We start from the raw sequence: 13,905 nt of genomic DNA on the forward strand, positions 1-13,905 counted from the left end.
TTTAAGCTATACAAGTAAGACCAAAACAATGTTAAAAGGAGATTAACTTACATGACTATTATTTCTGATGTATATGCTCGCGAAGTCCTTGACTCCCGTGGTAACCCTACAGTAGAGGTTGACGTTTATCTGGAATCCGGTGCTAAAGGCCGCGCTATCGTTCCTTCCGGCGCTTCCACTGGTGCTCACGAAGCTGTAGAACTTCGTGATGGCGACAAATCCCGTTACATGGGTAAAGGCGTTCTGAAAGCTGTTGAGAACGTAAATGAAATCATCGCTCCAGAAGTTATCGGTATGGACGCTCTTGACCAAGTGGGCATCGACAAATTGATGATTACTTTGGACGGAACTCCTAACAAAGGTAAATTGGGCGCTAACGCAATCCTAGCTGTATCCATGGCAGTAGCTCGTGCAGCTGCAGCAGCTTTGGATATTCCTTTGTACGTATACCTGGGCGGATTCAACGCTAAAACTCTTCCAGTACCAATGATGAACATCATCAATGGTGGTGAGCATGCGGATAACAACATCGACGTTCAAGAGTTCATGGTTCTTCCTGTAGGAGCTCCAAGCTTCAAAGAAGCTCTTCGCACAGGTGCTGAAATCTTCCACAACTTGAAATCCGTACTTCAATCCAAAGGCCTGAACACAGCTGTTGGTGACGAAGGTGGTTTCGCACCGAACCTTGGTTCGAATGAAGAAGCAATCACTACAATCATCGAAGCTATTGAAAAAGCTGGTTACAAACCAGGTGTTGACGTATTCTTGGGTATGGACGTTGCTTCCACTGAGTTCTACAAAGACGGTAAATACACCCTTGCTGGCGAAGGTAAATCTTACACTTCCGCTGAGTATGTTGACCTTCTTGCTTCATGGGTTGAAAAATATCCTATCATCACAATCGAAGACGGTATGTCCGAAGACGACTGGGATGGCTGGAAATTGCTTACTGAAAAATTGGGCGACAAAGTCCAATTGGTTGGTGACGACTTGTTCGTAACTAACACTGAGCGTCTTGCAACAGGTATCGAAAAAGGTATCGGTAACTCCATCTTGGTTAAGGTTAACCAAATTGGTACATTGACTGAAACTTTTGATGCTATCGAAATGGCTAAACGTGCTGGTTACACAGCAGTTATCTCCCACCGTTCCGGTGAATCCGAAGATAGCACAATCGCTGACATCGCTGTTGCGACTAATGCTGGTCAAATCAAAACAGGTGCTCCTTCCCGTACAGACCGTGTTGCTAAATACAACCAATTGCTTCGCATCGAAGATGAGTTGGGTGAATTGGCTCAATACAACGGCCTGAAATCCTTCTACAACCTCAAAAGATAATCTGCTTTTATAGCAGACTTCTAAGACCCGCCGTTATGGCGGGTCTTTTTTATGATTTGAAGAAGATAGACTTCAATAGGTTTATCCTTATCTTGCAAGAAAAGCTACGACTTAACAGTCTAAGCTGTTGTATTACCGACAGCGCTATGATAAAATAAGAATACTGTTTATGTATCGTGATAACCTAAATTACCATAGATAGTGATGCTTAGGCGTAGGAGGTGGAAGTGAATGGATATCTTTTTGAAAGTTGTGCTCCTGATTTTTTCCGTCGGTCTTATTGCGGTCGTTCTTCTGCAAAAGGGGAAAAGCGCGGGTCTTTCCGGTGCCATCTCTGGCGGTGCTGAGCATCTCTTTGGTAAAACAAAAGCTCGTGGTATGGAGCTCGTACTACAACGTGTAACTGTTGGACTTGCTGCTGGTTTCTTCATCATGGCGATTCTAGCTGCAGTTCTAATCGACTAAAAGATCTACCGTAAGCCCTCGCTCTGTTCTAAATGGAATAGAGCGGAGGCTTTTTTGTTATATTAAAAGGAGTTAAAAAGCACCTAAGGGTGCTTTTCTTTTCATATTCGCAAAGAAAAAGGCTGGATCGATAGGAAGTAAACCTGAAGTCGGCATGGATGTATTTCAGCATTTAAAGGAAATTTTGTACTGTGTTAACCTTTGGATGACAGTAACAGGGATGCGCAGGATTGATTTCGTGTATACTAGGGTATGAAGTAGTAAAGGTAAAATTTACTTGGCATTACTGCAGGGCAGGACAAGATATACATATTTGCCAGCGGCTTGAAGCCGCGGAGGGCTGGGGTGACGAACATGATAACACAAGAAATATTACTCGATTTCATGCGGGAAACTGCATATAAACCAATGACTTATGAAGAGCTGGTGAGTCATTTTGCTCTAGAGGATAGCGAGGGGTTTAAAAAGTTCGAGGAACTGCTGATTGAATTAGAGCAGGATGGAAGAATTGTATTAACCCGTACTGCACGTTATGGCGTGCCAGAACGGATGGATTTGCTGCGTGGACGTTTACAAGCACATGCGAAGGGTTTTGCTTTTCTAATCCCGGATGATCGTGATCATCCTGACGTATATATCCATGCAAATGATCTTAAGGGAGCAATGAATGGCGATATCGTTCTGATTCGTATTACCTCTAAAAGTCCGTCCGGCGGACGTATGGAAGGCGAAGTAGTACGTATTGTAAAACGTGGCGTGTTGCAGACGGTAGGTGTATTTCAGAACCTGGAGACCTATGGTTTTGTGCTGCCTGATGATAAGCGGATTAATCGTGATATTTTTATTCCGAAACAATCCTTTAAAGGTGCTGTTGATGGTCAAAAGGTCGTTGTGCGAATTGTGAGTTATCCGGAAGGCCGAGCAGCGGCAGAAGGTGAAATTATTGAGATTCTCGGACATAAGGATGATCCGGGTGTTGATATTCTTTCCATTATCCGCAAACATCAATTGCCTGAGGCATTTCCAGCTGAAGTGATGGATGAAGCCGATAGCGCTCCTGATTCAATTACAGAAGAGGAGATTGCGGAGCAAGGAAGACGCGACCTGCGCGGACTGAACATTGTTACGATTGATGGCGAAGATGCTAAGGATTTGGATGATGCGGTAAACGTACAGCGCTTGGAGAATGGACATTACAAGCTGGGCGTCCATATAGCAGACGTAGGTTATTATGTGCGTGAAGGCTCTGAGCTGGATAAAGAAGCCTATGACCGCGGTTGTAGTGTGTATTTGGTAGACCGGGTTATTCCGATGCTGCCGCACCGCCTATCGAACGGGATTTGCAGCTTGAATCCTCAGGTAGATCGGTTAACAATGTCCTGTGAAATGGAATTTAACGAGCAAATGAAGGTTGTGAAGCACGATGTCTTTACGAGCGTGATTCGCACCAAAGAGAGAATGACTTACTCCAATGTTCGTAAAATTCTCGAAGACGAAGATCCAGAGCTGTTGGAACGTTATAGTCCACTGATTGACGATTTCCGCCTCATGAAGGAATTGGCGATGAAGCTGCGCGATGCGCGGATGCGCCGGGGTGCGGTTGATTTTGATTTTGAAGAGAGCAAAATCATCGTGGATGAGAACGGCAAGGCTGTAGATATCGTGAAGCGTGAACGTTCTGTAGCGGAACAGATTATCGAGGAGTTTATGCTGGCGGCAAATGAAACAGTTGCTGAGCATTTCCACTGGTTGAAGGTTCCGTTCCTTTACCGGATTCACGAAGATCCAGACCCAGAGAAGCTGCAGAATTTCATGGCTTTTGCGGCCAACTTCGGATATCACGTGAAGGGCCGTGGCAATTCGGTTCATCCACGTGCTTTGCAGGATCTGTTGGAGCAAATCCAAGGCACAAAGGAACAAACGGTCATCAGTACGATGATGCTGCGTTCCATGAAGCAGGCAAAGTATGATGCAGAGAGCACGGGCCATTTCGGACTGGCTGCAGAATATTATTCTCACTTTACTTCTCCAATTCGCCGGTACCCCGATCTGGTCATTCACCGCGTAATGCGTGAAGTGATTGAGAATGGAGGGGCACTGACCCAGAAGCGGCATGATTATTTGTCTAGCCGGATGCCTGACATTGCTCAGCAGTCTTCGGAACGCGAGCGTGTGGCGGTAGAAGCTGAACGCGATACGGAGCAACTGAAGAAAGCAGAATACATGCAGGATAAAGTAGGCGAGGAATTCGAGGCTATGGTCAGCAGTGTGACCAGCTTCGGAATGTTCATCGAGCTGGATAATACCGTCGAAGGTCTTATTCGTCTCAGTGCAATGAGCGACGATTATTATCACTTCGACGAAGGTCATATGGCGCTCATTGGCGAGCGCACATCGCGTGTGTTCCGCATTGGTGACGAGGTGAAGATCCGAGTCGCGAAAGTAAATATGGATGACCACACGATCGATTTCGAGTTGGTCGACATGAAGCCACGCGCGCCAGGCGAGCACCGCGGTGGTGGCTTTGCGGGCGGCCGCGGAGGCAAGGGCGGCCGTTCGGGCGGCGGCTTCATTAAGCCGGCCGGGGGCAAAGGCGCCGCGGGCAAGGGACGCGGCGGTAAAGGCAAGCCCGGCGGCGGCGCTGCAAACGCGGGCAAGGGCAAGCCGGGCGCAGGTGTGCGCGCCGGTGATGGGCCGCGCGAAGCGGCCGGTGTTGGCGCAGCGGGCGGACGCGGTAAGCGGAAGCGCGGGCGCGAGGCCGGCGAGGATGCGAGCCGGGTAGTTGCTGCGCCGGGCGCAGAGCGCGGAGGCGAAGCCGGCGGCAACGCAGGCGCGCCGCGTGAGCGCAGCGGCGGGCGAGGCCGCGGCGGAGACACCGGCGGTGCCGGTGGTGGACGCGGCATCAGCTTCGGCTTTGGCTCCGGCAAAGGCGGATACGGCGCTCCTGCGTCCGACTCCTCCGGCGGCGAAGCGCGGGGCGTGGACGGCAGCACGAAGTTCCGCAGCCGCGAGGATCGCGGGGGTAACTTTGGCGGTGGAGAAGGCCGTAACGGCGCTCCTACAGGCAAAGGCCGCCGCAAAAAGAAAACCAAGGGCGGGGTGTTCATCGGCCAGTCCGTGACACCAGGCAACGTAGAGACATCTGAGCAAGTCACTTCTAAACGAAGTGACAATAATGGCGGCGCTCCAGAAGGAGCACCACGTAAGCGTAAAAAGAAATAAATGACGGTTATGCGCTGCATAACTCTATAACGATACTAAGCACCGTCCCTCCTGTGGCGGTGCTTTTTAACTAACTAATCATCAACATGGTTAATTGCATTATGTGCAGTTAAATTTGGGTTATGTAGTAAAAGTGGTAGCTAATTGCATTTTGTACATCTAAATCTGATCAGTTACCCATAATTGGTCCGATTTCGCTTTTTTAGCTGCAGAAAGTGCAACTAATTAGTTTTTTGGCGGTGATAAGGCTTAAATAGTTGCGCGAAATACATTTATATAGAAAAACGTAGGTGATAGCAAGTGAATAGGTAGAGGATAGGATAGGTACAGTATAGGATTGCACAGTATAGGTAAAAGCAGCACTATTTAAATAGGCGTCGAATAGATGTATATCCAAGAAGAGGGAAGCGGATAATTGAGAACAAATAGGTAATAAGTAAATAGGGTAGATGGATATAGATATGTGGAGATTAGTGGAAAAACTCCAGATCAACTCAGCTTAATGCTTTTTTGTAACAAATGCTAGATATTGGGTAATGTTACTGACAACTCTATGACAAATTAGGTGAAGTATATTTGGTTGAAGGTTCCTTGCGCTCACTTGATTCCATTTGTTACAATATAGATCAGACGTTCGATGGCTGTGTCGTTTAAGATTAGACAGACATGGTTACTTTAACTTATGAATATGATTCAAGGAGTGATTCTCATGGGTAAAAAAGCAGACGGGAAAGTACTTGCCCAGAACAAGAAAGCTTCCCATGATTATTTTATTGAGGATACTTATGAAGCTGGCTTGGTGCTGACGGGTACAGAGATCAAGTCGCTGCGTAATGGCCGCGCTAATATTGGAGATGCTTTTGCTACGATCCGTAATGGCGAGATTCAGATTCACAACATGCATATCAGCCCTTTTGAACAAGGTAACCGTGCCAATCCTACCGATCCCACACGCACACGTAAATTGTTAATGCATAAGGAGCAAATTCATAAACTGCTGGGCTTGTCCAAGCGAGATGGGTTTACGATTGTGCCACTTAAGATTTATGTGCGGAATGGCTATGCGAAGCTGCTGATTGGTCTTGGTAAAGGTAAAAAAGAGTATGACAAACGTGACTCGGCTGCCAAGCGAGATGCTCAACGTGATATCCAGCGTGTACTGCGTGATAAGCAAAAGATCGCCAGATAATCTGGGAGAACTAGACGATTCAAATGAGTTCCAGTTTCAACCTTCAATTCCTTTAACCCACGTGTTAAAGTGTTGATAAATGTGCTATACTGAGTAAGTAAGTTAGTTATTGCTTCGTTACAGTTTTCTTGAATAAGAAGCTGTAGATTGGATCTCTCTTGCTTGGAAGATCCGCTTGATCCGAAGCGCCCTTTTTAATGAGGGGCCGTTCTTGGATTCGACGGGGGTAGTTCGAGCATGAGTAGCGAGTAGTGGGGACGCGTCCGCTTCATCAACGCTAAAGCCTATTAAACGGCAAACAACAAAACAACTACGCTTTCGCAGCCTAAGAAACTGTGTGCGTGCTTCTACTCTGCATCGCCCATGTGACAGGGATAGGGGCTAACAAATAGTGGGATACGCTGTCTCATCTCCGCCTGCGGTGAGCTGAAGAAGACAATCAGGCTGACCCAACGTATAGCCGGTTACGGGGCGATACTCGGGTGACATCAAAACTGTGACTACACTCGTAGAAGCTTATGTGCCGTTATCTTCGGACAGGGGTTCGACTCCCCTCGGCTCCATATGGAGTTTTAGAAAAAGCGACCTTTAGGGGTCGCTTTTTTGTATCCTCATAATTAAAGTTAGGCAATGCTTTTTAATGATTTCAGCCAATTTCACATGTGTACTTGTGGTTTATCATGTCTACTATGAGGTCTCGGAATGTTTGGTATGCATATTTTTAAACTGCAAAAGATTTCTCTACCACCACGAATACCATCCGCATGAGGATGGTTCCCATACTATGGTTAACGGTACCCTTTTGCAAAGTTTCTTTGTTATAATTATTATAATAAATCTCTTCATTGGCTGGTGATTATGAATGAGTGAGAAATTTTGGTTAGTAGTACAGTATCCTCTAAAAAGTGAAAAAGGAAGCCAACGTGATAACTGGTTAAGAGATAAAGTCATGGAATACCTGGACATATCTCTAGTAGATACTAACTTAGGTTGTGTTGATGGCTTTGATATGGGTAAATGCATTTCCGACCCGAAAAAATATGCTCTTAATATATTTTGTATCATTACGGAAGAAGAACGGAGTATAGCCTTGATAAAGAGAGTGTTAAGAGATAGCAGGCTTGATTATACTCGTATAAAAATTGCTACAATGCCCTATGGAAAAGAAGAAACATATAGTCTTAAATTTTCCTATAAAAAGGGTGTTACCGATTTTTCGCTATAGCACAGTTTTGAGTTTAGAATTACAACTACACCGTAAACAATTTTCTGGTGGGAGTCATGAATTTTGTGACATCAAAACTGTAACTACACTACATTAGTAGAAGCTTATGTGCCGTTATCTTCGGACAGGGGTTCGACTTCCCTCGGCCCCATAAGCAAAAACCCGCTGAGATAGCGGTTTTTTGCTGTTTAGTGATTGAATTGTAGACCGAATGCAGACAATGAATTATGGGGAACTAATATATTCATTTTTGTAGACATGTTGTCTACGTCTAAAATTAGATCATTCACTTTGAAGTTAATAATTAGTGGCACATTTTCCGAAACTACATCTATAAGAGCTCGAACTGATATAAGATTAGATTATGGCATTAAGCAATCAAAAGCAAAAACATTCGGAGGAATTACTATTATGAGTTTTACTATTGATTATGTTAAAAATAAAAACAGAATTATTGTAACATCGGACGGTATGGAAGTTGAGGATGCCTTTGCGTACGCAGAACAATTTCCGAAAGTACTGAAGAAAACTAAGCGAGGGTTTACAGGTATGACTGTAATTACTGGTGGCCTGGTATTTAAGCAAGAGGTGATGGCAATTCTTGCTCCAACTGGTGAAGATGCTGTGAAAGCTGGAATCTCTACAAAACATAAATGGGTGTATGTTGCGCCTACCGCGTTCTACAAAACGCAAATGAATCGTATGTTTAAAGATATTGCAAACTTGTACGAATCGATAGAAGAAGCTGAAGCGTATCTTGATTCCGCAGGGAATTAGCAACTTCTAAAAACTTTAGTAAACCTTCTGGTAGCATACATAAGGTTATCGTTCTTTATTCAACGTTGTGGTTGGTGATCATAATTGTTGCTTGGATCCAGCCATCATCTATAGCGCCAAAGGTACTTTCTGCGTATTGAAGAAGCACTGTGATGAACCGATATATTCAGGATTAACTTATATAATTGGATCACTATACTAAGGAGTTATTCCTATGATCAGTCTCCTTAATCAGAATGACTCATCAAATATTGGATAGAATGCTTCTAGGGGACATCAAAACTGTAACTACACTCGTAGAAGCTTATGTGCCGTTATCTTTGGATAGGGGTTCGACTCCTCGGCTCTATTTGAAACCCGCTGATAAAGCGGTTTTTTTCTTGTTTATGGACTAAATTGCAGTCAAGGGATAAAAGGCTAACCTAAGATGTGATGAGTACATAAGGAGATAAATGAAAACCAGTACACTTATGCTATAATTTAATAAAGTGCTTCTGTGCTTTTAGAAAAATTGGAATAAAGGATGCATTGATCAACCATGTATGAGAATCAGACTTCTATGCACCACAAGCTGTTTATTATCGGCGCAGGTGCTGCTGGATTAATGGCCGCTGTTACCGCGCGGGATATGGGTATCGATACTGCCATTCTGGAGAGTAACGACCGGATTGGAAAGAAAATATTAATGACAGGTGATGGGCGCTGCAACATTACAAATGAATCCACTGCAACGGGTACAGATGAAGCAATCGCTTTATCGCGCAAGTATCACAGTAATCAGGCCGGATTTCCACTTGCGGTATTGCAGCAATTTGGCATCCGTCAGACCATTGATTTTTTCTCCTTTCTCGGGCTTCCGCTTACAAGATTGAAGGATGGCTTGATGTACCCGATGTCGCTGCAGGCAGCAGCGGTGCTGGATATTTTCCAGCTTGCGCTGGAGGATCGGAATGTTCCGGTGTACCTCAATAACAAAGTGTTGGATGTTACTGTTTCGAAGAATCATCCGCGCTTCAAGATAAAATGCCAAACGGAGACAGAGGAGGAGGTTGTTTATACTAGCGACTATCTACTTCTATCTGCGGGTGGCCTTGCCGGTCCAAATGCGGGAAAAGAACCTCCTGGGTATACACTTGCTGAACGTCTGGGACACACCCTGATTGAGCCTTTACCGGCCATTGTGCAACTGAAGCTGCAATATCCGAATATGAGAGCACTGTCCACTATCAAATCTCAGGGACAAGCTCATATTATTGTAAACGGTAAAGTCATCGGCAGTGAACAGGGCGAAATTGCCTTTACGGACTATGGTATTACTGGTCCGCCAATTCTCCAGCTAAGCAGGAAGGCTGCGTATCATCTTGCAAGAGGAGAACAGGTGAAATTATCGGTGGATCTGATGCCTGGCCGCAAGGAGGAAGAGTTAGTTGAGTTTTTAGAAAGGCTCTGGGAGACTTTTGGACACCGGACGGTTGCAGATTCTCTCGTTGGCATCTTTAACAAGAAGCTTGTTACGATCCTACTCAAGGAGACCGGCTTAGATCAGCAGCCACAGCTGCTTTGCCAGGCTCTGTCGTTGAAAACTAAGGAGAAATTTTATCGAATCTTGAAGCGCTGGGAATTTAAAGTGACGGATACCAATGGCTTTACGAATGCACAAGTGACAGCTGGCGGCATCGATACGTCGGAAATAATCGAAGGAACGCTGGAATCCAAGCTAGTACCTGGGCTTTATTTGGCTGGCGAAGTGATGGATGTGGACGGAGACTTCGGCGGCTATAACCTACAATGGGCCTGGAGTTCCGGATATGTGGCCGCCATGGCGCTAGCTAAGTCAATTCAATAAATTTATTAGGAAAAGGGATGCATCAATTAACATGTATAAGGATCAGACTTCTAAGCACCACGAGCTGTTCATTATCGGTGGGGGTGCTGCAGGTCTAATGGCTGCAGTTACAGCGAGGGATCAAGGTATTGATACAGCAATTATTGAAAGCAATGACCGGCTGGGGAAGAAAATAATAACGACGGGTAACGGGCGTTGCAACATTACGAACCAATCCACCGCCACCGGTACGGATGAAGCGGCCGCTTTATCACGCAAGTATCACAGTAATCAGGAAGGATTCCCAATACATGTATTGCGGCAATTCGGTGTCCGCCAAACGATCGAATTTTTCTCCTCGCTCGGGCTTCCTTTTGTAAGCTTGGAGAATGGCCGGATGTATCCGATGTCGCTGCAGGCGGCTTCGGTGCCGGGTGTATTTAAGCTGGCGCTGGAGGATCGGAATGTTCCCGTATATTATAAACATAAAGTGTTGGATGTTACCGTTTCGGCGGGACATCCGCGGTTCGCGATAACCTGCCAGACGGAGACAGAGGAACAGGTTGTGTATACCAGCGACTATCTTTTTCTATGTGCAGGCGGCCTTACCGCTCCCAAAACGGGAACGGACGGCTCCGGTTATACGCTTGTCCAACGTCTGGGGCACACCTTGATCAACCCGGTGCCAGGTATTGTACAATTGAAGCTGGATTATCCGTATTTGAAGGAACTATCGGGCATCAAATTTGAGGGAGAGGCCCATGTTATCGTAAACAATGAAGTCATCCGCACTGAGTCTGGTGAGATTCTTTTTACGGACTATGGTATTTCGGGCCCGCCCATACTTCAGCTCAGCAGAAAGGCTGCGTATAATCTCGGAATAGGAGAATCGGTGACATTGTCGGTTGATTTAATGCCGGAGCGCACGGAGGAAGAGTTAATTGATTTTCTGGAGATCCACTGGGGGATCTTCGGACACCGGACGGTTGCCGATTCCCTTATAGGTATCGTCAGCAAGAAACTGATTCCAGTTCTGCTGAAGGAGGCTGGAATTGATCAACAGTTGCACCTGCTTTGTCAGGATCTTTCGTGGAAAACAAAAAAAATATTTTATAAAATCTTGAAGCGTTGGGAATTTAAAGTGACCGATACCAATAGCTTTACTAATGCACAAACAACAGCTGGTGGCATCGATACGACGGAGCTAACCGAAGGAACGTTGGAATCTAAGTTAGTCCCTGGACTGTATTTGGCAGGTGAGGTGATGGATGTCGATGGAGATTGCGGCGGCTATAACCTGCAATGGGCCTGGAGCTCCGGCTATGCCGCCGCGATGGCGCTTGCTGATCGACGTGCTAGCACCACGTAAGGGGGCAGATGGTTGCTGACTCTTAAACGATCACCTATTACTAGGCAGAGGTTTGCTGTAACAAGTCTGGTTTTAGTAATGTGAAAGCGATGAGGGTTGTTTCTCATCGCCTTTTTGTGATTTTTTAAAGTTTGGTGCTCATTAAAAATGATTGTTGGGGTTTAGCGAAATATCAATATTCGTTGCTTAACTCTGATGTCTTCATTTTACCTCAACTTTATTGTCGTCCCTTTATTAATCCTTAAGTTTATCAATTAGAGCTAGTATTCGTCTATTTTTTGTATCTTCCTTTTTAGCAAGCTCAATATAATTAATCTGCTCTCGTTTAATGTAATCAGGCTGGTTTAGAAATGTATTCAGCATGTGGTACTCTTCAAGGTTTGTAGTAATGTAATCTGGCACAATCAGTTTACGATTTTCCTCGCATTTCTTAAGTATTATATGTAATGTATCACCGAGCTCTTTGTGTAATGCTCTTCGAATAAATTCGTTATAAACAAAATAATGCCCATTCTTTGACGGCAATAAAGTATGGTCAAATTCGTACCCGTCAACAGAGATTTGAATAGGTACTTTACCATTAGTATTGAATATCTCCCTTACTGAATAGGGGAAATAGACTACTTTCCATTTCATTTTACCTTCCAGCAGCTTTATCTCACTATCAAATTCATAAACCATATTAAATAACACTCCTCGTGGTAAAGAAGCTGATTTCGGTCACTCATTTTATCATAGCCACTTTGCTGTTTCTAGGTGATTCGAATTCAATATGCTGTTGCAATAACCTATATGATGTTGAACATGCCTTATCTGCATGAGGATAACATCAGTTTTAGTTATTTCTTCGTATAGTACACATGGTTCCAATAATCTGCAGTCAGTAAGTTCATCAAAAAAATTACGAGCCACACTCAATATCTCCTCTAGGTACGTCGTCATTTCCTCCTTAGTAGGGTAGTCAGAGCACTCCTTATCTAAGTCTTCTGTTATATCTTTACCGAAGTCAGGTATTTTGAATTCTTCATCCTTCTGCTGCCTAAACCAAAATTTCATGCTGGTTGTAGCGTGGAATATATGCTTCCAGTATTTATGCTTGGCATTCTTCCAAAAATGATCAGGACATACTTCGATAAGATTCTTCAACATTTCTACGGTTGGATCAAACTGTCTTCTTAAAACAGCCACCATCTTATCACTCATGTTCATCAACTCACTTCTTGAATTTTAGAATCTTAACTTTATTCTTGTTCTCCACAAATAAAACCAAAACCTTCCAATTGATGATGGTGCATTTGGAAAATTTGTGAAACATGCTCAATCATAAACCCATAAAATGTATAAATGTCACATCATAATTTAATGGCTGCTGTCGCTATTTAATTAAAATTAAAAGTATTGCAATATAGGATAGGTTCGCGATTCAATCCTAAAAAATTTATTACTTATACTGGAGGAACCTCTAGAAGATGAACCCACAACTGTTACAGGATTTTCCGTTCTTTGAACATCTTGATGATGAATATTTAGCTGAAATTACTAAGGTATGTGGCGAGCGTACTTATATAAAAGGAGAGTCCATCTTTTTTGAGGGTGAAGAGGGAGAGGAGCTCTATCTGGTTCTATCTGGAGTTGTTCAAATCTATCAAGATAACCACTCTAGGGATGTAGTACTCTCTATTTTTAGAGTAGGTGATTTCTTTGGAGAGATGGCTTTGTTGCAAAATGAAAGAGCGCGCTCTGCTTCTGCGAGGACCATTGAGAAGTCTACCTTATGTATTTTGAAAAAACGCGATTTCATTCCTTTACTAAAAAGTAATCCGGAAATACTAATCGGCATTTTGGAAACAGCATTAGATCGTCTGCGTGATGCCAATAAATTAATAACAAACTTAACCGTTATCGACGTGCGTACGCGTATTGCTCGCGTGTTGTTGCGTCTAACAGAACAGCACGGAGTGCCCTCTGATGAAGGTGTTCTAATCGATTTGAAATTAACGCATCAACACCTGGCGGATATGACAGGAACGGCGCGTGAGACCGTGAAAAAATCATTGCTTGGATTACAGGATGAGCAGTTGATACGTATTGATTAAAGGAAATACATTATGATGCGGCTCCATAGGTAGTAAAAGAAAAGACACCTTGAAGGGTGTCTTTTTACGTTATTGCAGCTTAAAAAGAAGATTCCAACAGTATTCCCGACTTTAATGAAAGTTCCCGGTTTCATTTTCCGTGAATTTGCCGTCGCTGTCATGCTGAGATTGCTTGCGGCGATCATTACGGGCTTGTTGCTGCTGTTGGGCTTCCAGGCTGTTTACGGGCGTGGCTTCCAAATCTTTTACAGTGTTGATCAGATTCTTGTCTGGTTTATTTGCGCTCAATTGAAAATTCCTCCTTGTTTACCTAATGGTTGTGAATTTTATTATGTGCTGGCTACTGTGTGGCTATTCGTGTTGTATGATCACAATCCATTCGCTGTCCTATAATCATTA

The 13,905-nt window shown here is 44.2% G+C and carries 12 protein-coding genes and 1 other RNA gene; 10 read left to right on the forward strand and 3 right to left on the reverse strand.

Annotation, left to right across the window (positions count from 1 at the left end; genetic code table 11):
* The first annotated feature begins 51 nt into the window (after window positions 1-51).
* The 9 genes from eno to MHH86_RS00965 all read left to right on the forward strand — a co-directional run bounded on the left by eno (window position 52) and on the right by MHH86_RS00965 (window position 11,410).
* Window positions 52-1,338, forward strand: coding sequence for a phosphopyruvate hydratase (gene eno, locus MHH86_RS00925; protein WP_036687130.1), 1,287 nt, complete (start codon window positions 52-54; stop codon window positions 1,336-1,338).
* Window positions 1,339-1,569: 231 nt separating this feature from the next.
* Entirely contained in the window at window positions 1,570-1,803 is a 234-nt protein-coding gene (gene secG / locus MHH86_RS00930) for a preprotein translocase subunit SecG (protein WP_036687153.1), read from the forward strand.
* 354 nt (window positions 1,804-2,157) lie between these two features.
* A complete protein-coding gene (gene rnr, locus MHH86_RS00935; protein ID WP_076317026.1) occupies window positions 2,158-5,025 on the forward strand; it encodes a ribonuclease R in 2,868 nt (955 codons plus the stop codon).
* 709 nt (window positions 5,026-5,734) lie between these two features.
* A complete protein-coding gene (gene smpB / locus MHH86_RS00940) occupies window positions 5,735-6,214 on the forward strand; it encodes an SsrA-binding protein SmpB (protein WP_036687155.1) in 480 nt (159 codons plus the stop codon).
* A 201-nt stretch (window positions 6,215-6,415) separates the two neighbouring features.
* Window positions 6,416-6,780: a transfer-messenger RNA gene (gene ssrA / locus MHH86_RS00945) on the forward strand.
* 296 nt (window positions 6,781-7,076) lie between these two features.
* Window positions 7,077-7,439 (forward strand): hypothetical protein, encoded by a 363-nt coding sequence (locus tag MHH86_RS00950; RefSeq protein ID WP_036687156.1) that lies wholly within the window; start codon window positions 7,077-7,079, stop codon window positions 7,437-7,439.
* Between the two features lie 291 nt (window positions 7,440-7,730).
* The gene (locus MHH86_RS00955; RefSeq protein WP_143766154.1) at window positions 7,731-8,216 is read left to right on the forward strand and encodes a hypothetical protein; all 486 of its coding nucleotides are present in this window, start codon (window positions 7,731-7,733) and stop codon (window positions 8,214-8,216) included.
* Between the two features lie 538 nt (window positions 8,217-8,754).
* Entirely contained in the window at window positions 8,755-10,062 is a 1,308-nt protein-coding gene (locus tag MHH86_RS00960) for an aminoacetone oxidase family FAD-binding enzyme (RefSeq protein ID WP_170914217.1), read from the forward strand.
* Window positions 10,063-10,093: 31 nt separating this feature from the next.
* Complete coding sequence (locus MHH86_RS00965; protein ID WP_036687159.1) at window positions 10,094-11,410, forward strand: NAD(P)/FAD-dependent oxidoreductase; 1,317 nt, start codon at window positions 10,094-10,096, stop codon at window positions 11,408-11,410.
* 234 nt (window positions 11,411-11,644) lie between these two features.
* Here the strand turns inward: MHH86_RS00965 and MHH86_RS00970 are convergent, their stop codons facing one another.
* Window positions 11,645-12,091: a YdeI/OmpD-associated family protein gene (locus MHH86_RS00970; RefSeq protein WP_342479590.1), complete on the reverse strand. Its 447-nt coding sequence runs from the start codon at window positions 12,089-12,091 to the stop codon at window positions 11,645-11,647.
* Window positions 12,092-12,142: 51 nt separating this feature from the next.
* On the reverse strand, window positions 12,143-12,613 hold the full coding sequence (locus tag MHH86_RS00975) for a DinB family protein (protein WP_162164288.1): 471 nt from the start codon (window positions 12,611-12,613) through the stop codon (window positions 12,143-12,145).
* A 266-nt stretch (window positions 12,614-12,879) separates the two neighbouring features.
* Here MHH86_RS00975 and MHH86_RS00980 point away from each other — a divergent pair, with 266 nt between their 5' ends.
* Window positions 12,880-13,506, forward strand: coding sequence for a Crp/Fnr family transcriptional regulator (locus MHH86_RS00980; protein ID WP_036687166.1), 627 nt, complete (start codon window positions 12,880-12,882; stop codon window positions 13,504-13,506).
* 111 nt (window positions 13,507-13,617) lie between these two features.
* Here the strand turns inward: MHH86_RS00980 and MHH86_RS00985 are convergent, their stop codons facing one another.
* Complete coding sequence (locus MHH86_RS00985; protein WP_169744731.1) at window positions 13,618-13,794, reverse strand: hypothetical protein; 177 nt, start codon at window positions 13,792-13,794, stop codon at window positions 13,618-13,620.
* Between the last annotated feature and the right edge of the window lie 111 nt (window positions 13,795-13,905).

The sequence above is a fragment of the Paenibacillus sp. FSL F4-0097 genome (genome assembly GCF_038593125.1).
In the GTDB taxonomy this organism is placed as follows: Bacteria; Bacillota; Bacilli; order Paenibacillales; family Paenibacillaceae; genus Paenibacillus_AQ; species Paenibacillus_AQ odorifer.

Coding starts and splice junctions, on each gene's coding strand:
- MHH86_RS00980 (WP_036687166.1), top strand. CDS start 12,880: ATGAACCCACAACTGTTACAGGATTTTCCGTTCTTTGAACATCTTGAT.
- MHH86_RS00970 (WP_342479590.1), bottom strand. CDS start 12,091: ATGGTTTATGAATTTGATAGTGAGATAAAGCTGCTGGAAGGTAAAATG.
- MHH86_RS00950 (WP_036687156.1), top strand. CDS start 7,077: ATGAGTGAGAAATTTTGGTTAGTAGTACAGTATCCTCTAAAAAGTGAA.
- rnr (WP_076317026.1), top strand. CDS start 2,158: ATGATAACACAAGAAATATTACTCGATTTCATGCGGGAAACTGCATAT.
- MHH86_RS00975 (WP_162164288.1), bottom strand. CDS start 12,613: ATGAGTGATAAGATGGTGGCTGTTTTAAGAAGACAGTTTGATCCAACC.
- MHH86_RS00965 (WP_036687159.1), top strand. CDS start 10,094: ATGTATAAGGATCAGACTTCTAAGCACCACGAGCTGTTCATTATCGGT.
- eno (WP_036687130.1), top strand. CDS start 52: ATGACTATTATTTCTGATGTATATGCTCGCGAAGTCCTTGACTCCCGT.
- smpB (WP_036687155.1), top strand. CDS start 5,735: ATGGGTAAAAAAGCAGACGGGAAAGTACTTGCCCAGAACAAGAAAGCT.
- MHH86_RS00960 (WP_170914217.1), top strand. CDS start 8,755: ATGTATGAGAATCAGACTTCTATGCACCACAAGCTGTTTATTATCGGC.
- secG (WP_036687153.1), top strand. CDS start 1,570: ATGGATATCTTTTTGAAAGTTGTGCTCCTGATTTTTTCCGTCGGTCTT.